Consider the following 18,649-nt stretch of genomic DNA (forward strand, 5'->3'; position numbering starts at 1 on the left):
GACGATGTGAAGTCTCAATAATACACCTGACCAACAGGTCCATGACCGTGATGTCTGTGCGCTTAGCCTTTACCCAGTCCGTCACCCTAACTTGGTGACAGACAGCCTTGCAGCCTCGCGGCTGCGGCGATCGATGTCCAACAAGTCGGACAGGTTTTCTGGGCGAACAGCACTGACCGAATTCAGGGTGGCTTCGTTGACATGGTGGATTTGGTCGAACCTTATTTGCCGATTCAGAAAGGCTTCGACCGCTATTTCATTGGCGGCATTGAGCACAGCACAACTGCCTGGTGCACCTTTCAGGGTAGCCCACGCCAGGTTCAAACCCGGAAACCGCTCAGGATGACCATGTCCATCCAAGGCTTCGAAGGTCATGGCAGCCAACTGATGAAAGTCCAGGGCGGATGCACCCGACTCGATACGCTCGGGCCAGCTCAGGCCATAAGCGATGGGCACCCGCATATCCGGCGTACCCAGTTGAGCCACCACCGAGTTGTCTTTGAATTGAACCATCGAATGGATCACGCTTTGGGGGTGAATCACCACCTTGAGCTGGTCTGGCTCCAGACCAAATAGGTAACCCGCCTCAATCACTTCCAAAGCCTTGTTCATCATGGTGGCCGAGTCGACCGAAATTTTTCGCCCCATCACCCAATTCGGGTGAGCGCATGCTTGCTCGGGGGTGACTTCTTTCAATGTCGATGGATCGCGGCTGCGAAAAGGACCACCCGAAGCGGTCAAAATGATTTTGTCAACTCGACGAGACCAAGTGGCCGGGTCTTCGGGAAGTGACTGAAAAATGGCGGAATGCTCGCTGTCAATGGGCAAGAGCACAGCGCCACCTTCGCGCACAGCCGCCAAAAACACCTCGCCACCAACCACCAACGCCTCTTTGTTGGCGAGCAGCAACCTTTTGCCTGCGCGTGCAGCAGCCAAACAGGGTGACAAACCCGCTGCCCCCACAATCGCTGCCATGACCGAATCCACTTGAGGTGCACTAGCAACCTCATCCAGCGCAGCAGCACCCCAGCGAACCTCGGTCTTCAAACCTTCGGCCTTGATTTTCTCAGCCAATGTTCGAGCAGCGTCTTCGTTGACCATCACCGCAACTTCGGGTTTGAATTGCGCGCATTGCGCCAACATCAGTTCCACTTGAGTGGAAGCGGTCAAAGCGAACACGGAAAACCGATCAGGGTGACGGCTCAGGACATCCAATGTACTTTTGCCTATCGACCCCGTGGAGCCCAAGATGGTGATGCTTTGGGTTATTTGCATGTTCAGCGCCTTCAATCAAATCCAGAAAACCAACATCATCGCCAAAGGCAAGGCCGGCAGCAAGGCATCGACCCGGTCAAGCACGCCACCATGCCCAGGCAGCAAACCCGAACTGTCTTTCATACCGGCACTGCGCTTGACCAAAGACTCCACCAAATCACCCACCACACTCATGGCGGACATGAACAACAAACCAGGCAAGGCAAGCCACCAGCCTTTGGCAAACAACAAAGAGTAAAGGCTCATATCAGGCCAAGCCCCTCTGCGGTCAATTTCGACCCAAACTGCGGCCACCAACAAGACGCCGAGCATCCCGCCCAAAACGCCCTCCCAGCTTTTGCCAGGGCTGATACTGGCCGCCAACTTGGTTTTGATCCAGCGACCGCCGACCGCCTTCCCAACGAAATAGGCGAATACATCGGCCGCCCAAACCAGCACCAAAACCGACAACAAAAAATTCACCCCCCGCTGGTGGGCTTGAGCCATGGCAACCCAGGCCAGGACCAACAACACCAAGCCCACCGCCCAGCGCAATGAGCGCGGCCACAGGGCCCAACCCTCAACGCCCCGCTGAATCATCCAGCCACCCAGCAATACCCAAAAAGCGCCAGCGAACAACCACACAGCGAATGGCGTGCGCTGCACCCATCCCACTTGCTCGGCCAATACACAAGCCCCCAGACTCAACAAGGCACCGACCCAAGCCACCCAAGCTGGCACGCCATTCAAACGTCCCCACTCCCAAGCGCCAGCCGCAATCATCACCATCGTCAATGCCATGAAAGGCCAAGGATTCGAGGCAAATAAAGCCGGCAACAAGAGGGCCAGCAAGACCAGCGCGGTGATCACTCTTTGCTTGAGCATGGTTTCTCCAGAAAAAAAGGCCGCCAAGGGGGCGGCCTGTCAGGCCGTGGAAGCCACGGCATGGGATTCAAACTCAAACGGCCATGATCTCTTGTTCTTTGGCAGTCACCAATTGGTCAATCTCCGTCATGCGCTTATCGGTCAGCTTTTGGATATCGGCTTCGGCGCGCTTTTGATCGTCTTCAGAAGCTTCCTTGTCCTTGACCAGCTTTTTGACCGATTCATTGGCATCACGGCGCAAATTGCGGATGGCAATTTTGGCATTTTCACCCTCGGTTCGGGCTAATTTTGTCATTTCCTTGCGACGCTCTTCGCTCATCGCAGGCATGGGCACACGGATCAGCTCACCCAAGGAAGCAGGGTTCAAACCCAACTCGCTCTCTCGAATGGCCTTCTCGATTTTGGCAGCCATGCTTTTTTCCCAAGGCTGAACGCTGATCGTGCGCGCGTCCATCAACGACACGTTGGCCACTTGGGACAGAGGGACCAGCGAGCCGTAGTAATCGACGTGGATGGTGTCGAGCAGAGCGGGATTGGCGCGCCCCGTACGGATGCGCGTCAGGTTGTTTTTGAACGCTGCGATGGATTGCTCCATCTTGGCTTCGCAGGTTTTCTTGATCTCTGGAATGGTCATCGGGTTCTCCTCGTCAGAACGGTCTCAAACATGCACCAAAGTGCCTTCGTCCTCACCCAAAACCACGCGCTTCAAGGCGCCGTTTTTGATGATTGAGAACACCTTGATTGGCAATTTTTGGTCACGGCACAAAGCAAATGCTGTGGCGTCCATGATGCCCAAGTTGCGTGAAATGGCTTCATCGAAGCTGATTTCACTGTACCGTGTGGCCATGGGGTCTTTTTTGGGATCGGCGGAATAAACACCATCCACCTTGGTGGCTTTGAGCACCATCTCCGCACCAATTTCGGCACCGCGCAAGGCCGCAGCGGTGTCGGTGGTGAAAAATGGATTGCCCGTACCCGCCGCGAACACCACCACTTTGCCCTCTTCAAGGTACTGCAAAGCCTTGGGTCGAACGTAAGGCTCCACCACTTGGTCGATGCCGATGGCCGACATCACACGCGCTGTCAAACCCGCCTTGTCCAAAGCATCCGCCAAGGCCAAAGAGTTCATGACCGTGGCCAACATCCCCATGTAGTCGGCAGTCGCCCGGTCCATGCCGACCGAGCCACCCGCAACACCCCTGAAGATATTACCGCCTCCAATGACCACCGCCACCTGCACGCCCAGCCGGTTGATCTCAGCGATCTCTTCGGCCATGCGCACGATGGTGGCACGGTTGATGCCAAAAGCATCGTCTCCCATCAAGGCCTCGCCGGACAGCTTGAGCAAAATGCGCTTATAGGCTGGCTTAGCAGAGGACATGGTGGGCTCCTTGATGGTCAATGTGAATGGTGAAATGGCAGCTCAACAGGACAATGGACTCAGGCTGCGCCTTGAGCGGCAGCCACTTGAGCAGCCACTTCGGCGGCAAAGTCGTCAACCTTCTTCTCAATGCCTTCACCCACCACATACAAAGTGAACGCCTTCACGGTAGTGCCAGCGGCCTTGAGCATCTGCTCGACAGTCTGCTTGTCGTTCTTGACGAAGGACTGGTTGAACAAAGACACTTCTTTGAGGTACTTCTGCACCGAGCCTTCGACCATCTTGGTGGCGATGTCGGCAGGCTTGCCGGACTCGGCAGCCTTGGCCGCAGCGACCGAGCGCTCTTTTTCGATCAACTCTGCAGGCACTTCAGCGCTGGTCAAGGACACAGGCTTCATAGCGGCCACGTGCATGGCCACATCTTTGGCTGCAGTTTCGTCGCCTTCAAACTCAACCAACACACCGATGCGGGTGCCGTGCAGGTAGTTGGCGATTTTGGCGCCGCCAGCGGCACGCTTGAAGCGGCGGAAGCTCATGTTCTCGCCGATCTTGCCGATCAGGCCCTTGCGCACTTCTTCCAGTGTGGGGCCGAAACCGTCTTGACTGTAGGGCAACTCGCCCAAAGCGGCGATGTCGGCAGGGTTGTGCTCAGCCACCAATTTGGCAGCGGCATTGGCCAGAGCCAAGAAGCTGTCGTTTTTGGTCACGAAGTCGGTTTCGCAGTTCACTTCAATCATGGCGCCAGTGGTGCCATTGACAAAGCTGGTCACCACGCCTTCGGCCGTCACGCGGGAAGCGGCTTTGCCAGCCTTGGTGCCCAGCTTGACGCGCAGCAATTCTTCAGCCTTGGCCATATCGCCCTCGGCTTCGGTCAGGGCTTTTTTGCACTCCATCATGGGGGCGTCGGTTTTTGCGCGCAGTTCAGCGACCATGCTTGCGGTAATTGCAGCCATTTGATTTCTCCGTATTCAGTCTAAAAGTTAAATTAAAAAAAAGGGGCCACAAAGCCCCTTTCATCGAGTCTTGGTAACTCAGGCAGAAGCGTTGGCTTCTTCGACGAATTCGTCAGCGCCTTCGGTGACAGCCTTGACCACGTCATTGACCGCATTGGCGCGGCCTTCGATGATCGCGTCAGCGATGCCACGGGCGTACAAGGCCACGGCCTTGGCCGAGTCGTCGTTGCCGGGGATGATGTAGTCGATGCCTTCGGGCGAATGGTTAGAGTCCACCACACCGATCAATGGGATACCCAATTTCTTGGCTTCCGAGATGGCAATCTTGTGGTAGCCGACGTCGATCACGAAAATCGCGTCTGGCAAAGCAGCCATGTCCTGAATGCCACCGATGTCTTTTTCGAGCTTTTCCATCTCGCGCTTGAACATCAGCTGTTCTTTTTTGCTCAAGCTGTCGAGGCCGACTTCTTGCTGGGCCTTCATGTCCTTCAGACGCTTGATGGAAGTCTTGACCGTCTTGAAGTTGGTCAGCATGCCGCCCAACCAGCGCTGATCGACGAAAGGTACGCCAGCGCGCTGGGCTTCAGAAGCAACCATCTCACGGGCTTGGCGTTTGGTGCCGACCATCAGGATGGTGCCGCGGTTGGCAGACAACTGCTTGGCGAACTTGATCGCGTCCTGGAACATCGGCAGCGATTTTTCCAGGTTGATGATGTGAATTTTGTTGCGGTGGCCGAAGATGAAGGGGGCCATCTTGGGGTTCCAGAAGCGGGTTTGGTGACCGAAGTGGACACCGGCTTCCAGCATTTCGCGCATGGTAACGGACATATTAAATACTCCAAAGGTTGTGTCTAAAACCAGTCCACTGATTCAGCTAGTCGTACGACCGAGCTGAACACCTTGATGGGACAGGTTTGCGAATGAACTCTGGCAGATTGAGATGACTTGTTGGAATTTGACACCCAAAAGACACCAGCCGCACTGCACAAAGCCTTACGATTATAGCATCGTGACTCCCCCTTTTGAGGCGCAATCCTATGAAACAAGACCTGACCGCCACACGCCAAGCACTGCTCAGTGGCCACCAACTAGCCTTGGGAGTGGCCGAATGTTGCCTTGAAATTGCTCAAAGCAAGGCTTGTCAGCATGTATTCAAGCAACTCACCGCGGACAGTTTCAAGCGTGAAGCGACCCAAACCCCTGCCACCCAGCCCCTTGCGGGCTTGGCCGTATCGGTGAAGGACCTGTTTGATGTTCAGGGGCAAACTACGGCAGCTGGCTCCACCGTTCTGCAAAACCAGCCCCCTGCCAAGCACGACGCTTTGGCCATCGCACGTTTGCGCGCTGCAGGTGCGGGCTTCATAGGCCGCACCCACATGGTCGAATTTGCCTTCTCGGGTGTGGGCATCAACCCACATCACGGCACGCCTTCCGCTTGGGACGCCTTGACCGATTCTCCAGCAGGATCGCCCCCTCATGCCCACGCACCAGGGGGCTCGAGTTCCGGGGCAGCAGTTTCAGTGGCCACGGGCGCGGCTTTCATCGGTCTTGGCTCCGATACCGGGGGCTCTATTCGCATACCGGCTGCGCTCAATGGCATTGTGGGATTTAAAAATACAGCCCGACGGGTGCCCACTCAAGGGGCGTTACCACTGTCCACGACCCTGGACACCGTTTGCGCCATGACCCGCTCGGTCCGAGATGCCGTGCTGACCCATGAAGTCTTGTCTGCTCGAAAAGTGCCCATCTCCAACCGGCCACTGTCTTCTTACCGACTCGCAGTGGCAGGAAACCTGATGCAAGACGGTATGGACAGCGGCGTGGCTCGGGCTTTTGAGCGAAGTTTGAAAAATTTGCGCGCCGCTGGTGCCCACATTGAAGAAATTCCTCTGGCAGAACTTCAGGAACTCGCCCCGATGATGGCCGCAGGCGGTTTCAGTCCTGCCGAAAGTTACGCATGGCATCGCGATTTGATCACCCAATATGCCGACCAATACGACCCACGTGTAGCGCAGCGGATCATGAGGGGCGCACAAATGTCTGCCCACGAATACATCCAATTGGTTCACGCCCGAACAAACTGGATTGGGCGCATGGAAAAGCAATTGCAGCGCTTTGACGCGGTGTTATCCCCCACCACCCCCATTACCTCGCCGCTGATCAGCAGCGTAGCCCCCGGGTCTGAGCGTGATGCTGAATTTTTCAGGGTCAATGCACTGATGTTGCGCAACCCCAGCGCCATCAACACGCTCGATGGTTGCGCCATATCGCTGCCCTGCCATGTGCCTGGCGAACTGCCTGTGGGTTTGATGGCTTGGCACTGTGCGATGCATGACGACACCATTTTGCAAATCTCTTTGCTGCTGGAGCCTTTACTGAAAGCCGCATGAGCACTTTACAAAGCCTCACTTCTAACAGTGCATGGCCTATTTATGGCCGAGATGGCGTTCGGGCTTTGGAGGCCTTGCTTCAAGCAAAAAACCCAGTTCCACTGATGCAGCAAGCGGGGTTGGCCACAGCCCAACTGGCCATGGCCGTGGCGCCACATGCGCAGCGCATTTGGGTGGCAGCAGGTCAGGGCAACAACGGAGGTGACGGACTCGAAGCCGCCTTCCATCTTCATCGATGGGGGAAAAATGTATCCGTGAGCCTAATGGGGAGTGTCGACGCGATGCCTGCAGACGCTCGAGCCGCCTGGCAACGTGCACACACTGCCGGGGTTCCTATCTCCCATGGGCTGCCCAGCGATGGATTGAAAGGCCTGGGGCCGAATGACCTGATCATTGATGCCCTGCTGGGCATTGGCGCAAAGCGGCCTCTACAAGAAACCATGCTGTCTTGGGTTGAGGCCACCAACCAATCCATGGCCATGGTGCTGTCAGTTGACGCTCCAACTGGGCTTGATGCGGACTCTGGTGTGTTCTTGGGACAAGGCCAAGACGCGCAGTGCATCAAAGCCAACCACACCCTCACCTTCATTGCAGCCAAGCCAGGGCTATTCATGGGGCATGGACGCGATGTGTGTGGGCATATCTGGCTGGCCCATTTGGGCTGGACTTCGACTGCTTCTGGCCCGGCACCTGCTGCCTGGCTCAACCAAGAGACTTCACGACCGACCAAAACCCATGCCAGTCACAAAGGCAGTTACGGGGATGTCGCGGTGATTGGCGGTGAGGCCGATGTCCATGGCATGGGCATGACTGGTGCCGCTGTGCTGGCGGCCACTTCGGCCCTGCATGCAGGTGCTGGGCGGGTCATCTTGAGTCTGCTGTCAGGCCAAGCCTCCAGCAAAGCAGAAGCCGACTTGATGCAGCGCGATTGGCAAAGTTTGAATTTGGAAAGGCTGCATGTGGTGTGCGGCTGTGGAGGCGGACACTCTGTCAAACAGGTTTTGCCACCGGTCTTGCAACGCTCTATGCAATTGGTGTTGGATGCTGATGGGCTCAATGCAGTCTCACAAGACGCGCAACTACAAGCATTGCTGCGGCAACGCGCGCAATCCCAAGCCACGGTGCTGACCCCACACCCCTTGGAAGCGGCGCGCCTGCTGAACACCCACACCCAAGAGGTTCAAAACAACCGCCTCGCCGCAGCCCAAAATCTCATGGACATGTTCCATTGCACCGTGATCTTGAAAGGCTCGGGAACGGTCATCGCCTCACCCGGTCAAACGCCGCGCATCAACCACTCTGGCAATGGCCGTTTGGCCGTGGGTGGAACGGGCGACGTTTTGGCCGGCCTGGTCGGTGCACGCATGGCGCAGGGCTACACCGCTTTTGAGGCCGCTTGCACGGCCGTGGCACAACATGGCCAAGTCGCTGACCATTGGCCAGAAGGACAAGCGTTGACAGCCAGCGGCTTGGCCATGCGGCTGAACTGATACGAATCAGCGGCGAGGCTTGGTGGTTCGGGGTCCTTTTTTCTTGGTGGCCGCCTTTTTCACCGAAGCCTTGAGTGCCTGAATCGGTGAACGGTTGCGTTCGGCATCGGCTTGCCTGCGATCGGTCGATGCTTGCTTTTTCCCTCGGCCACTCTCTGCGGGCAAGGACACGCCTTTGTCACGCATGGCGCGGGGCACCAAGTCATCGGCGGTATTGACCAGTCGAAAGTCGATCTTGCGCCCGTCCAGATCGACCCGGCTGACCTGCACCTGCACCCGGCTGCCAATGGCATAGCGGATACCCGTGCGCTCGCCGCGCAACTCCTGGCGTAATTCATCAAATCGGTAGTACTCGCCACCCAATTCGGTGATGTGCACCAGTCCCTCGACATACAAGCTGTCCAGCGTCACGAAAATACCGAAGCTGGTGGCTGCCGAGACGACACCGCTGTACTCCTCACCCAGGTGCTCGCGCATGTATTTGCACTTGAGCCAGGCCTCCACATCGCGGCTGGCCTCGTCGGCACGGCGCTCATTGGCGCTGCAGTGCAGGCCCGCGGCCTCCCAAGCACGTTGATCGGCGGCCGACATGCGGACACGCGGCGCAGACGATTCGGGCGCATCGCCCTTTGCCGCGCGGCTTTTCTCCAAGCGCTTGCTCAGCTTGGCATGGGCCTCGCCCGGGACGGGCAAACTGGGCAATGTGTATTTACGCCCAAGCAAAATCGACTTGATGACCCGGTGCACCAGCAAATCCGGGTAACGACGAATCGGGCTGGTGAAGTGGGTATAGGCCTCGTAGGCCAGACCAAAGTGCCCGCTGTTGACGGGGGTGTAAATGGCTTGCTGCATGGAGCGCAGCAGCATGGTGTGAATCTGCTGCGCATCGGGGCGGTCTTTGGTCGCTTGCGCAATTTTCTGGAACTCGCTGGTGTGCGGTTCATCGCTGATGCTCATGCCCAGACCGAGCGCCTTGAGGTAATTGCGCAGGATGTCTTTTTTCTCAGCAGTGGGGCCTTCGTGCACGCGGAATAAGCCAGGATGCTTGCCCTGCTGAATGAAGTCAGCACTGCAGACGTTGGCCGCCAGCATGGCCTCTTCAATCAAACGGTGGGCTTCGTTGCGCACGCGGGGCACGATTTTTTCAATCCGGCCGCTTTCGTCGCAAACGATTTGTGTTTCCGTGGTTTCAAAATCCACGGCCCCCCGCACCGCACGCGAAGCCAGCAAGGCTTTGTACACGTCCTGCAAGTTCATCAAATCGGTCACACGCGCTTTGCGTTTGGCCGCCTCTGGTCCACGGGTGTTGGCCAAAATCGCTGCAACTTCGGTGTATGTGAAGCGTGCATGGCTGTGCATCACTGCCGGGTAGAACTGGTACGCGTGCACATCGCCCTTGGCATTGACCAGCATGTCGCACACCATGCACAAACGGTCCACATCGGGGTTCAATGAGCAAAGGCCGTTGGACAATTTCTCGGGCAGCATGGGAATGACGCGACGCGGGAAATACACACTGGTCGCGCGGTCGTAAGCATCGATGTCGATCGCACTTCCGGTTTGCACGTAGTGGCTTACGTCGGCAATCGCGACCAACAAACGCCATCCCTTGCCACGGCCCACTTTGGCCGGTTCACAATACACCGCATCGTCAAAGTCGCGAGCGTCTTCGCCGTCGATCGTGACCAAAGGCACATCGCGCAAATCCACCCGGTCCTTGCGATCCTTGGCGAGCACCTTGTCGGGCAAGCCCTTGGCCTGATCGACGCAAGCGGCAGAAAACTCGTGTGGCACGCTGTATTTGCGCACCGCGATTTCAATTTCCATGCCTGGGTCGTCGATCTCGCCCAGCACTTCCTTGACGCGGCCCACGGGCTGTCCAAACAAAGCAGGCGGTTCAGTCAACTCAACCACCACCACCTGACCCGGCTTGGCCGGGCCAATCGCCCCTTTGGGAATCATCACATCTTGCCCGTAACGCTTGTCTTCGGGCGCGACCAACCACAAGCCACCTTCATGCAACAAGCGGCCGATGATGGGTTGCTCTGGTCGTTCAATGATTTCAACAATGCGGCCTTCGGGTCGCCCTTTGCGGTCCTGGCGCACGATGCGAACTTTCACGCGGTCCTTGTGTAAAACGGCTCGCATTTCATTGGGAGACAGGTAAATATCCGACTCACCGCTGTCTCGGATCAAGAAGCCATGACCGTCACGGTGTCCTTGGACACTGCCTTCGATTTCTTCCAGCAAGCCGCTGGGTGGCGCTACTTTTTTGATATACAATCCTTCTATTCCTGAGGCGCCCAGATGGCGGAATTGGTAGACGCACTAGTTTCAGGTACTAGCGAGTAACATCGTGGAGGTTCGAGTCCTCTTCTGGGCACCAATCTTATCGAACCCGATAAGTTAAAAACATCACAAGCCGTTGATTTTCGATCAACGGCTTTTTTGTTGCCTGCACACTTGGGCGCAAGCATCAAACCGGCACCCCGACAAGATCGTGACCTTCCACGCTCACGATACGGGCGCGGGTGAACTCACCCACTTTGAGAGTTTTGCTCAGCTTTTCAGGTGGCAACAAACGCACCACACCATCGATCTCAGGGGCATCGCCAAAACCGCGCCCCACACCACCGCGCCGACCCATCGCAGGCGCAGAATCCACCAAAACTTGCATGGTCATGCCCACGCGCTGCTGCAAACGGGCAATAGAGACCTCTTCAGCCACCGCCATGAATCGGGCACGGCGTTCTTCGCGCAGCGCCTCGGGCAGCATGCCCGGCAGCTCATTCGCCGTGGCGCCTTTGACAGGGCTATAAGCAAAGCAACCCGCCCGGTCAATTTGCGCTTCGCGCAAAAAGTCCAGCAAGTGCTCAAATTCTTCTTCCGTCTCGCCGGGAAAACCGGCAATGAAGGTGCTGCGAATCACCAACTCGGGGCACAGCTCGCGCCAGCGCTGAATGCGCTCCAGGTTCTTCTCGCCACTGGCGGGGCGCTTCATACGCTTGAGCACATCGGGGTGGCTGTGCTGGAAAGGCACATCCAGATATGGCAAAACCAAGCCCTGCGCCATGAGTGGAATGATGTCGTCCACACTTGGATAAGGGTAAACATAGTGCAGTCGCACCCAAGCGTCGTGTTCACGGGCCATCTCGCCCAATGTTTGCACCAACTCCAGCATGCGGGTCTTGACCGGCTTGCCATCCCAAAAGCCTGTACGGTATTTCACATCCACACCATAGGCCGAAGTGTCTTGGCTGATGACCAGCAACTCTTTCACCCCCCCCTCAAACAAAGCCTTGGCTTCTTTGAGCACATCGCCGATGGGGCGCGACACCAAGTCGCCACGCATGGACGGAATGATGCAAAACGTGCAGCGGTGGTTGCAGCCTTCGCTGATCTTCAAATAGGCATAGTGGCGGGGTGTGAGCTTGAGGCCCGCTTCGCCAAAACCACCGGGTACCAAGTCCAAAAACGGGTCGTGGGGCTTTGGCAAATGGGTATGCACTGCATCCATCACCTCTTGTGTGGCATGCGGGCCGGTCACGGCCAATACGCTAGGGTGCGTTTCCAAGACCATGTTGCCACCGCCCTCGCCTGTTTTGGCGCCGAGACAACCGGTCACGATCACTTTGCCGTTGGTATTGAGTGCCTCGGCAATGGTGTCCAAACTTTCCTTGATGGCTTCATCGATGAAGCCACAGGTATTGACGATGACCAAGTCAGCGCCCTCAAAAGTTTTGGAAGTCTGGTAACCCTCTGCACTCAATTGCGTCAGGATCAGTTCGGAATCGGTCAGCGCCTTGGGGCAGCCCAAGCTGACAAAACCCACTTTGGGGGTTGGGATGGGGGCAGTTGCAGTCATTTCACTCATGCCCCCATTGTCCCCGCAAAAACGACCGCGTTGTGACAAAAGGGCATGTTGCGCCCATCAAGTCCTTAAACCCATGACGCCCAGGAGCTGCTCGGTGTTCTTCTGAATCTGTTTTTGCATCTGCTCCTGCATCTGCGTCATGACGTTTTGGGAAGGGTTGGCCAGCCCAGAAAACATGTTTTGCATCAAAGGTGTTTGCCACTGCATGAATTGAGACCACACCTCTGGGCTCAAAGCCGGACTGGACTCGCCCAGCTTGCTCTGCCAATCCATGAAGGACTGCACATGGGTCTCTAAATAAGACCCCATGTGGCCCTGCATGGCATGCCCGTAAAAGCGAATGATGTTGGACAACACGGCTTCACTGAACATTGGCACCCCGGCCGACTCTTCTTCCAAAATGATCTGTAACAAAATGGACCGCGTCAGGTCTTCCCCAGTTTTGGCGTCGACCACCAACAAGGGCAAAGAGGACATGACCAACTTTTTGAGCTCCGACAAAGTCACATAGCTCGAAGTCTGTGTGTCATAAAGGCGCCGATTGGGGTATTTTTTGATGGTGCGAACTGGCGACTGCGAGGGTTCGGATGGGCTGGGCACCTTCACGGACCGGGCAGTCTTGGGGGATGGGTTCGACTGAACTGAGGGCTTGGCCGGCAAAGAAAACTCCTGGTGACAGGCAGCCCATGAAAAATCTGCTGCAATGCAACATTCTAGGCACACACTTCAGGCCTTGTCGCCTTGGTTAACCCTGAGCTTTTCAAGGTTCAAGCCAGTGTTTGCCCCTTTGGATGAGTGCATTTTTCTTGCACCGCCAGCCGTTTCACCCTCTTTACCTGCGAAAATACACAGCTATGTTCACCGGAATCATCACCGGCGTGGGGCGAATCGTCGCCATCCACGACCTGGGTCGCTCTTTACACCACGGCAAGCGCCTCACCATCGAGGCCCCTGCCGGGTACCTTGACGATGTGGGCCTGGGCGACAGCATCGCCCTCAATGGCGCTTGCATGACAGTCACCACCTTCAGCCCCGAGAGCCGTCAATTCACAATCGACATCTCGGCCGAATCGCTGGACAAAACCAGCGGCTTGGACCAGCAAGGCGCTGTCAACCTCGAAAAAGCGCTGCGTGCCCACGACCGCCTGGGTGGGCACATCGTGTCTGGGCATGTGGACGGCGTGGGCCAAATCAGCCATTTCGAGCAGATCGGTGAAAGCTGGGAGCTGCGCATCCTCGCACCGCACATGCTGGCCAAATACCTCGCCTACAAAGGATCGATCACCGTCAACGGCGTGAGCCTGACAGTGAACAAGGTGGCGGACCTGCCCGCAGGCTGCGAAATCAGCATCAACCTGATCCCCCACACCGTAGACAACACCGCCCTCGGCAGCCTGAAAGCGGGCAGCCGGGTCAACCTCGAAATCGACACCGTGGCCCGTTATGTTGAGCGCATGCTCAGCGCTGGCCTGATCCAGAAAGACCCCGCATGAACGCCCCCGCGCAACTGACACCCGTGGCGATCTCGCCTGTCGAAGAGATCGTGGCCGAGATGAAAGCCGGCCGCATCGTGATCCTGGTCGACGAAGAAGACCGCGAAAACGAAGGCGATTTGGTCTTGGCGTCTGACCATGTCACCCCTGAAGCCATCAACTTCATGGCCCGCTTTGGCCGGGGCCTGATTTGCCTGACACTCACCCGTGAGCGCTGCGAATTCTTGAAGCTCCCGCCCATGGCCGCGCGCAACGGCACCGTCTACAGCACGGCCTTCACCGTGTCGATTGAAGCCGCTGAAGGCGTGACCACCGGCATTTCGGCCGCTGACCGCGCCAAGACCGTGCAGGTGGCCGTGGCCAAAGCCAGCCAGCCCACCGATTTGGTTCAGCCCGGTCACATCTTCCCGCTGCAAGCGGTGGACGGCGGTGTGCTCATGCGTGCAGGCCACACCGAAGCCGGCTGTGACCTGGCCGCCATGGCCGGTTGCTCCGCCTCTTCTGTGATCTGTGAGATCATGAAAGACGACGGCACCATGGCCCGACTGCCCGATCTGCAACTCTTTGCGGCCGAGCACGGCCTGAAAATCGGCACGATTGCCGACCTCATTCAATACCGCAGCCGCAACGAAAGTTTGGTCGAACGCATCGGCAGCCGCACGCTGCAAACCGCCCATGGCGAATTCACCGCCCACGCTTTTCGCGACCAGCCCAGCCAGACCGTGCACCTCGCGCTGGTCAAAGGCCAGTGGTTGCCCGAATCCGAAGTGGCGGTGCGTGTGCACGAGCCGCTGTCGGTGCTCGACGCCCTGGAGGTCAACCGTGCCATGCACTCCTGGAGCCTGGACGCGAGCCTGAGCTACATCAACGCCCAAGGCTGCGGCGTGGCGGTGCTGCTCAACTGCGGTGAATCGGCAGACCAGTTGCTGGCCCAATTTGAAGGCCGTGCCCGCTCGGCCCAAGCCCCCGAACGCGGCAAGATGGACCTGCGCACCTATGGTGTCGGCGCTCAAATTCTGCGCGAGTGCGGGGTGCAAAAAATGCGCCTGATGGGCAACCCGCGCCGCATGCCCAGCATGACCGGCTATGGCCTCGAGATCACCGCTTACATCCCCAAGGAATAAACATGCAAGACGCCAATAAAGGCCAAGCCGAAGAACTCGACGGCCAATTTCTGCACATCGGCATCGTGCAGGCGCGCTTCAACGAAGACATCACCAACGCCCTGGCCAAAGCCTGCATTGAAGAGCTCGAAGCCTTGGGTGTCACCAGCATCGACCACGTCATGGTGCCGGGTGCACTGGAAGTGCCCGTGGCCCTGCAGGCCATGGCCGAACGGGCCGAGTACGACGCGCTGATTGCGCTGGGCTGCATCATCCGCGGCGAAACTTACCACTTTGAGTTGGTGGCCAACGAATCGGGTGCAGGCGTGAGTCGCGTGTCGCTCGACTACAACCTGCCGATCGCCAACGCGATCTTGACCACTGAAAACCTCGACCAAGCCATTGCCCGCCAAACCGAAAAAGGTCGGGATGCGGCCCGCGTGGCGGTCGAGATGGCTTGCATCATGGACGACCTGGCCGCCGACATGGCTGAGCTGGCCGACGAATTCGACGAAGAAAACCCAGCCTGATGACCGATTCGACCAGCACACCCGACACCGCCAACGAGGGCGCAGCGCCCACGGCAGCGGGCACCCGAAAATCTTCGGCCAAACCCGCCCGCAGCCGCTCGCGCGAGTTTGCTTTGCAAGCGCTGTACCAGCACATTGTGGGCCGCAACGAAGCGTCGGACATCGACGTGTTCACGCGCGACCTGTCGGGCTTTCACAAAGCCGACTCGGCCCATTACGACGCCCTGTTGTATGGCTGCGTAGAACAAGCCCAAGCCTTGGACGCCCTGATCGGACCCAAGCTGGACCGAAGCTTTGCCGAAATTTCACCCATTGAGCGGGCGATCATGTGGATCGGTGTTTATGAGATGCAACACTGCCTGGATGTGCCATGGCGCGTGGTGCTCAATGAGTGCATTGAGCTGGCCAAAGACTTTGGCGGCACCGACGGTCACAAGTATGTGAACGCCGTGCTGGGTGGCTTGGCCCCAGAGCTGCGCAGCGCCGAAGTGCAGGCAGACCGCCAGTCCGGCCGCGCCAAATAAAAGCCCAAACCATGCGCATCTCTGAGCGAGCCGAGCGGATCGAGCCCTTTTGGGTCATGGAAGTGGCCAAGGCCGCTTCACAAAAAGCCCGCGAGGTCGCGCACACCGACCGGCCCGTGGTGTTTTTGAACATTGGCGAGCCCGACTTCACCGCCCCGCCCCGCGTTCAAGCTGCCGCGCAGGCCGTGGTCGCATCCGGCCAAACCCAATACACCCCTGCCCTGGGCTTGGACGCCCTGCGCCAGTCCATCAGCGGCTGGTACGCGCAGCGCTTTGGCGTACAGGTGCCCGCCAGCCGCATTGTGGTCACAGCTGGCGCATCAGCAGCATTGCAATTGGCTTGTTTGGCACTGATCGACAAGGGCGATCAGATCCTCATGCCCGACCCTAGCTACCCCTGCAACCGCCACTTTGTCAGTGCGGCCGAGGGAACTGCCGTGTTGGTGCCCACCACGGCGGAAGAACGCTTTCAATTGAGCGCAGCCAAGGTGGCCGCCGCTTGGGGGCCCCAAACCCGTGGCGTTTTGCTGGCCTCTCCCTCCAACCCCACGGGCACCTCGATTGACCCCAGCGAATTGGCCCGCATCGTGGAAGTGGTTCGCTCAAACGGCGGCATCACCCTGATCGACGAGATTTACCTCGGCCTGAGCCATGACGAACAATTCGGCCAAAGCGCCCTGACCTTGGGCGACGACATCATCAGCATCAACAGCTTCAGCAAATACTTCAACATGACCGGCTGGCGTCTGGGCTGGCTGGTGGTGCCTGAGCAACTCACGCCCGTGCTGGAGCGCCTGGCGCAAAACCTGTTCATCTGTGCCAGCACCGTGGCACAGCAGGCGGCCCTGGCATGCTTTGAACCCGAAAGCCTGGCCGAATACGAACGCCGCCGCGCCGAGTTCAAAGCGCGGCGCGACTACTTCATTCCAGCCCTGAACGATTTGGGCTTGACCGTGCCCGTGGCCCCGGATGGCGCGTTTTACGCCTGGGCCGACTGCACGGCGTCTTGCCAAAAGTTGGGCCTCAAGGACAGCTGGGAATTTGCCTTTGCCGCGCTGGAAAACGCCCATGTGGCCATCACGCCGGGGCGCGACTTTGGCACCGACCAGACAGCCCGTTTTGTGCGCTTTTCCACCGCCAACTCGATGGCCGAATTGCAAACCGCCATCGCCCGCCTCAAAGCCTGGTTGCAGCCATGACCAGCACCGACACCAGCCCCAGCGTTTTTAAGCACCCCATCCGAATTTATTGGGAAGACACCGACGCGGGCGGCATCGTGTTTTACGCCAACTACCTCAAGTTCTTTGAACGTACACGCACCGAATGGCTACGCGCCTTGGGCTTTGGCCAGCAAGTGTTGCGTAACGAGTCGGGCGGCATGTTCGTCGTGTCTGAGACGGCCGTCAAATACCACTCGCCCGCACGGCTGGACGATACCCTGATCGTGACGGCCCAACTGCAACACGGCGGCAAAGCCAGTCTGACCATTGCCCAGCGAGCCTACCTGCGCACACCTGGCCAATCCCCAACAAGCGACCGACTCTTGGCCGAAGGCACCATCCGCCTGGGCTGGGTCGACAGCACCACCTTGAAACCTGGCCGCATCCCGGCCCCCGTTCTGGAAGCCCTGAAATGAACCAAGACATGTCCATCGTTTCGCTGCTGCTGCACGCCAGTTTCGTCGTGCAACTGGTGGTGCTCATTTTGCTCAGCATCTCGGTGGCCAGTTGGGCAGCGATTGTGCGCAAGCTCTCGGCGATCAAACGCATCAAAAACCTCAACGAAGAGTTTGAGCGCGTTTTTTGGTCGGGCACCAGCCTGAACGAGCTGTTCAATGCCGCCAGCCAAAACGCCAAACTGTCCGGCCCGATGGAGCGCATCTTTGCCAGTGGCATGCGCGAGTACCAGAAACTGCGCGAGCGTCAAATCAGTGATCCAGGCACCCTGCTCGACGGCGCACGCCGCGCCATGCGGGCGAGCTTCCAGCGCGAGATGGACGTGGCCGAATCCCAACTGGCCTTCCTGGCATCGGTCGGCTCCATATCGCCTTACGTGGGCTTGTTTGGCACCGTCTGGGGCATCATGCACGCCTTCACCGGGCTTGCCAGCTTGCAGCAAGTCACGCTGGCTGTTGTGGCTCCAGGCATCGCCGAAGCGCTGGTGGCCACCGCCATTGGCCTGTTCGCCGCCATCCCTGCCGTGCTCGCCTACAACCGCTTCTCGCACGACGTAGACCGCATTGCCATCAAGCTGGAAACCTTCATCGAAGAGTTCTCCAACATCCTCCAGCGCAGCTTGGGCGCGTCCAACAGCTCGGCCTCGGGCCACTGAAAGGAACGCCATGCCCGCTGTGTCATCCCGGGGCCGTGGTCGCCGAACCATTGCCGAAATCAACATGGTGCCCTTCATCGATGTGATGTTGGTGTTGCTCATCATCTTCATGGTGACCGCGCCCATGATCACGCCCAGCGTGGTGGATCTGCCCAGCGTGGGCAAAGCCGCCAAGCAACCCGACAAAGTCATTCAGATCGTGATCCAAAAAGACGAACGGCTGGAACTGGTGAGCGATAGCCAAATTGACAGCGCCACCCTGACCAGCGTGGCCGCGAGTGTCAAAGGCTTGGTCGGTGACGGCGACAACACCGCCGTGGTCATCAGCGCCGACCGCACAGTGAAATACGAGACAGTGGTCAAAGTCATGGACAGCCTGCAACGCGCAGGCATTGCCCGCGTGGGTTTGTCGGTACAACTGGCGCCCTGAGGAAACCAGAG

19 protein-coding genes and 1 tRNA gene are annotated in these 18,649 nt (G+C 58.2%); 11 read left to right on the forward strand and 9 right to left on the reverse strand.

Annotated elements, in window-relative coordinates:
- Positions 1-81: 81 nt before the first annotated feature.
- From ispC to rpsB, 6 genes are all read right to left on the reverse strand, one after another.
- Positions 82-1,275 carry a 1-deoxy-D-xylulose-5-phosphate reductoisomerase gene (ispC, locus tag SWE17_RS05730; RefSeq protein WP_322992154.1) on the reverse strand — a complete coding sequence of 398 codons (1,194 nt, stop codon included), beginning with the start codon at positions 1,273-1,275 and terminating at the stop codon, positions 82-84.
- 15 nt (positions 1,276-1,290) lie between these two features.
- Positions 1,291-2,139, reverse strand: a complete 849-nt coding sequence (locus tag SWE17_RS05735) for a phosphatidate cytidylyltransferase (RefSeq protein WP_322992155.1) — start codon at positions 2,137-2,139, stop codon at positions 1,291-1,293.
- A gap of 73 nt (positions 2,140-2,212) precedes the next feature.
- Positions 2,213-2,773 (reverse strand): ribosome recycling factor, encoded by a 561-nt coding sequence (gene frr / locus SWE17_RS05740; protein ID WP_322992156.1) that lies wholly within the window; start codon positions 2,771-2,773, stop codon positions 2,213-2,215.
- 24 nt (positions 2,774-2,797) lie between these two features.
- Positions 2,798-3,520 carry a UMP kinase gene (pyrH, locus tag SWE17_RS05745; protein WP_322992157.1) on the reverse strand — a complete coding sequence of 241 codons (723 nt, stop codon included), beginning with the start codon at positions 3,518-3,520 and terminating at the stop codon, positions 2,798-2,800.
- Positions 3,521-3,579: 59 nt separating this feature from the next.
- Positions 3,580-4,473: a translation elongation factor Ts gene (gene tsf / locus SWE17_RS05750; protein ID WP_322992158.1), complete on the reverse strand. Its 894-nt coding sequence runs from the start codon at positions 4,471-4,473 to the stop codon at positions 3,580-3,582.
- A gap of 78 nt (positions 4,474-4,551) precedes the next feature.
- Complete coding sequence (rpsB, locus tag SWE17_RS05755) at positions 4,552-5,301, reverse strand: 30S ribosomal protein S2 (RefSeq protein WP_100119724.1); 750 nt, start codon at positions 5,299-5,301, stop codon at positions 4,552-4,554.
- 209 nt (positions 5,302-5,510) lie between these two features.
- On the opposite strand from rpsB, the gene SWE17_RS05760 reads away from it, so the two are divergent.
- Together SWE17_RS05760 and SWE17_RS05765 are read left to right on the forward strand one after the other, a co-directional pair.
- Complete coding sequence (locus SWE17_RS05760; RefSeq protein WP_322992159.1) at positions 5,511-6,863, forward strand: amidase; 1,353 nt, start codon at positions 5,511-5,513, stop codon at positions 6,861-6,863.
- Positions 6,860-8,353 carry an NAD(P)H-hydrate dehydratase gene (locus SWE17_RS05765; RefSeq protein ID WP_322992160.1) on the forward strand — a complete coding sequence of 498 codons (1,494 nt, stop codon included), beginning with the start codon at positions 6,860-6,862 and terminating at the stop codon, positions 8,351-8,353. Before SWE17_RS05760 ends, SWE17_RS05765 begins: the two co-directional genes overlap by 4 nt.
- A gap of 6 nt (positions 8,354-8,359) precedes the next feature.
- Here SWE17_RS05765 and rnr read toward each other — a convergent pair whose 3' ends face one another.
- Positions 8,360-10,636: a ribonuclease R gene (gene rnr, locus SWE17_RS05770; RefSeq protein ID WP_322992161.1), complete on the reverse strand. Its 2,277-nt coding sequence runs from the start codon at positions 10,634-10,636 to the stop codon at positions 8,360-8,362.
- A gap of 18 nt (positions 10,637-10,654) precedes the next feature.
- Here rnr and SWE17_RS05775 point away from each other — a divergent pair.
- A tRNA-Leu gene (locus SWE17_RS05775) sits at positions 10,655-10,739 on the forward strand.
- A gap of 90 nt (positions 10,740-10,829) precedes the next feature.
- Here SWE17_RS05775 and rimO read toward each other — a convergent pair.
- Both rimO and phaR read right to left on the reverse strand, forming a co-directional pair.
- Positions 10,830-12,227, reverse strand: a complete 1,398-nt coding sequence (gene rimO, locus SWE17_RS05780; protein ID WP_322992162.1) for a 30S ribosomal protein S12 methylthiotransferase RimO — start codon at positions 12,225-12,227, stop codon at positions 10,830-10,832.
- A gap of 57 nt (positions 12,228-12,284) precedes the next feature.
- Positions 12,285-12,827, reverse strand: coding sequence for a polyhydroxyalkanoate synthesis repressor PhaR (gene phaR, locus SWE17_RS05785; protein WP_322992282.1), 543 nt, complete (start codon positions 12,825-12,827; stop codon positions 12,285-12,287).
- A 254-nt stretch (positions 12,828-13,081) separates the two neighbouring features.
- On the opposite strand from phaR, the gene SWE17_RS05790 reads away from it, so the two are divergent.
- The 8 genes from SWE17_RS05790 to SWE17_RS05825 are packed head-to-tail and all read left to right on the forward strand — an operon-like array spanning position 13,082 to position 18,638.
- Positions 13,082-13,720, forward strand: a complete 639-nt coding sequence (locus tag SWE17_RS05790; RefSeq protein ID WP_322992163.1) for a riboflavin synthase — start codon at positions 13,082-13,084, stop codon at positions 13,718-13,720.
- Complete coding sequence (ribBA, locus tag SWE17_RS05795) at positions 13,717-14,844, forward strand: bifunctional 3,4-dihydroxy-2-butanone-4-phosphate synthase/GTP cyclohydrolase II (protein ID WP_322992164.1); 1,128 nt, start codon at positions 13,717-13,719, stop codon at positions 14,842-14,844. The genes SWE17_RS05790 and ribBA overlap by 4 nt, the downstream gene beginning before the upstream one ends.
- A gap of 2 nt (positions 14,845-14,846) precedes the next feature.
- Positions 14,847-15,353 carry a 6,7-dimethyl-8-ribityllumazine synthase gene (gene ribH / locus SWE17_RS05800; protein WP_322992165.1) on the forward strand — a complete coding sequence of 169 codons (507 nt, stop codon included), beginning with the start codon at positions 14,847-14,849 and terminating at the stop codon, positions 15,351-15,353.
- Positions 15,353-15,877, forward strand: coding sequence for a transcription antitermination factor NusB (gene nusB / locus SWE17_RS05805; protein WP_322992166.1), 525 nt, complete (start codon positions 15,353-15,355; stop codon positions 15,875-15,877). Before ribH ends, nusB begins: the two co-directional genes overlap by 1 nt.
- 11 nt (positions 15,878-15,888) lie before the next feature.
- Positions 15,889-17,076: a pyridoxal phosphate-dependent aminotransferase gene (locus SWE17_RS05810; protein WP_322992167.1), complete on the forward strand. Its 1,188-nt coding sequence runs from the start codon at positions 15,889-15,891 to the stop codon at positions 17,074-17,076.
- Positions 17,073-17,513 (forward strand): YbgC/FadM family acyl-CoA thioesterase, encoded by a 441-nt coding sequence (locus SWE17_RS05815; RefSeq protein WP_322992168.1) that lies wholly within the window; start codon positions 17,073-17,075, stop codon positions 17,511-17,513. The genes SWE17_RS05810 and SWE17_RS05815 overlap by 4 nt, the downstream gene beginning before the upstream one ends.
- On the forward strand, positions 17,510-18,208 hold the full coding sequence (gene tolQ, locus SWE17_RS05820) for a protein TolQ (RefSeq protein ID WP_322992169.1): 699 nt from the start codon (positions 17,510-17,512) through the stop codon (positions 18,206-18,208). The genes SWE17_RS05815 and tolQ overlap by 4 nt, the downstream gene beginning before the upstream one ends.
- 10 nt (positions 18,209-18,218) lie before the next feature.
- Positions 18,219-18,638 carry a biopolymer transporter ExbD gene (locus SWE17_RS05825; RefSeq protein ID WP_322992170.1) on the forward strand — a complete coding sequence of 140 codons (420 nt, stop codon included), beginning with the start codon at positions 18,219-18,221 and terminating at the stop codon, positions 18,636-18,638.
- Positions 18,639-18,649 lie beyond the last annotated feature (11 nt).

The organism is Limnohabitans sp. (assembly GCF_034680285.1).
GTDB lineage: Bacteria > Pseudomonadota > Gammaproteobacteria > Burkholderiales > Burkholderiaceae_C > Limnohabitans_A.

Coding starts and splice junctions, on each gene's coding strand:
- ispC (WP_322992154.1), bottom strand. CDS start 1,275: ATGCAAATAACCCAAAGCATCACCATCTTGGGCTCCACGGGGTCGATA.
- SWE17_RS05810 (WP_322992167.1), top strand. CDS start 15,889: ATGCGCATCTCTGAGCGAGCCGAGCGGATCGAGCCCTTTTGGGTCATG.
- SWE17_RS05760 (WP_322992159.1), top strand. CDS start 5,511: ATGAAACAAGACCTGACCGCCACACGCCAAGCACTGCTCAGTGGCCAC.
- pyrH (WP_322992157.1), bottom strand. CDS start 3,520: ATGTCCTCTGCTAAGCCAGCCTATAAGCGCATTTTGCTCAAGCTGTCC.
- ribBA (WP_322992164.1), top strand. CDS start 13,717: ATGAACGCCCCCGCGCAACTGACACCCGTGGCGATCTCGCCTGTCGAA.
- SWE17_RS05790 (WP_322992163.1), top strand. CDS start 13,082: ATGTTCACCGGAATCATCACCGGCGTGGGGCGAATCGTCGCCATCCAC.
- tsf (WP_322992158.1), bottom strand. CDS start 4,473: ATGGCTGCAATTACCGCAAGCATGGTCGCTGAACTGCGCGCAAAAACC.
- rpsB (WP_100119724.1), bottom strand. CDS start 5,301: ATGTCCGTTACCATGCGCGAAATGCTGGAAGCCGGTGTCCACTTCGGT.
- SWE17_RS05765 (WP_322992160.1), top strand. CDS start 6,860: ATGAGCACTTTACAAAGCCTCACTTCTAACAGTGCATGGCCTATTTAT.
- SWE17_RS05815 (WP_322992168.1), top strand. CDS start 17,073: ATGACCAGCACCGACACCAGCCCCAGCGTTTTTAAGCACCCCATCCGA.
- frr (WP_322992156.1), bottom strand. CDS start 2,773: ATGACCATTCCAGAGATCAAGAAAACCTGCGAAGCCAAGATGGAGCAA.
- nusB (WP_322992166.1), top strand. CDS start 15,353: ATGACCGATTCGACCAGCACACCCGACACCGCCAACGAGGGCGCAGCG.
- rimO (WP_322992162.1), bottom strand. CDS start 12,227: ATGAGTGAAATGACTGCAACTGCCCCCATCCCAACCCCCAAAGTGGGT.
- tolQ (WP_322992169.1), top strand. CDS start 17,510: ATGAACCAAGACATGTCCATCGTTTCGCTGCTGCTGCACGCCAGTTTC.
- SWE17_RS05825 (WP_322992170.1), top strand. CDS start 18,219: ATGCCCGCTGTGTCATCCCGGGGCCGTGGTCGCCGAACCATTGCCGAA.
- SWE17_RS05735 (WP_322992155.1), bottom strand. CDS start 2,139: ATGCTCAAGCAAAGAGTGATCACCGCGCTGGTCTTGCTGGCCCTCTTG.
- ribH (WP_322992165.1), top strand. CDS start 14,847: ATGCAAGACGCCAATAAAGGCCAAGCCGAAGAACTCGACGGCCAATTT.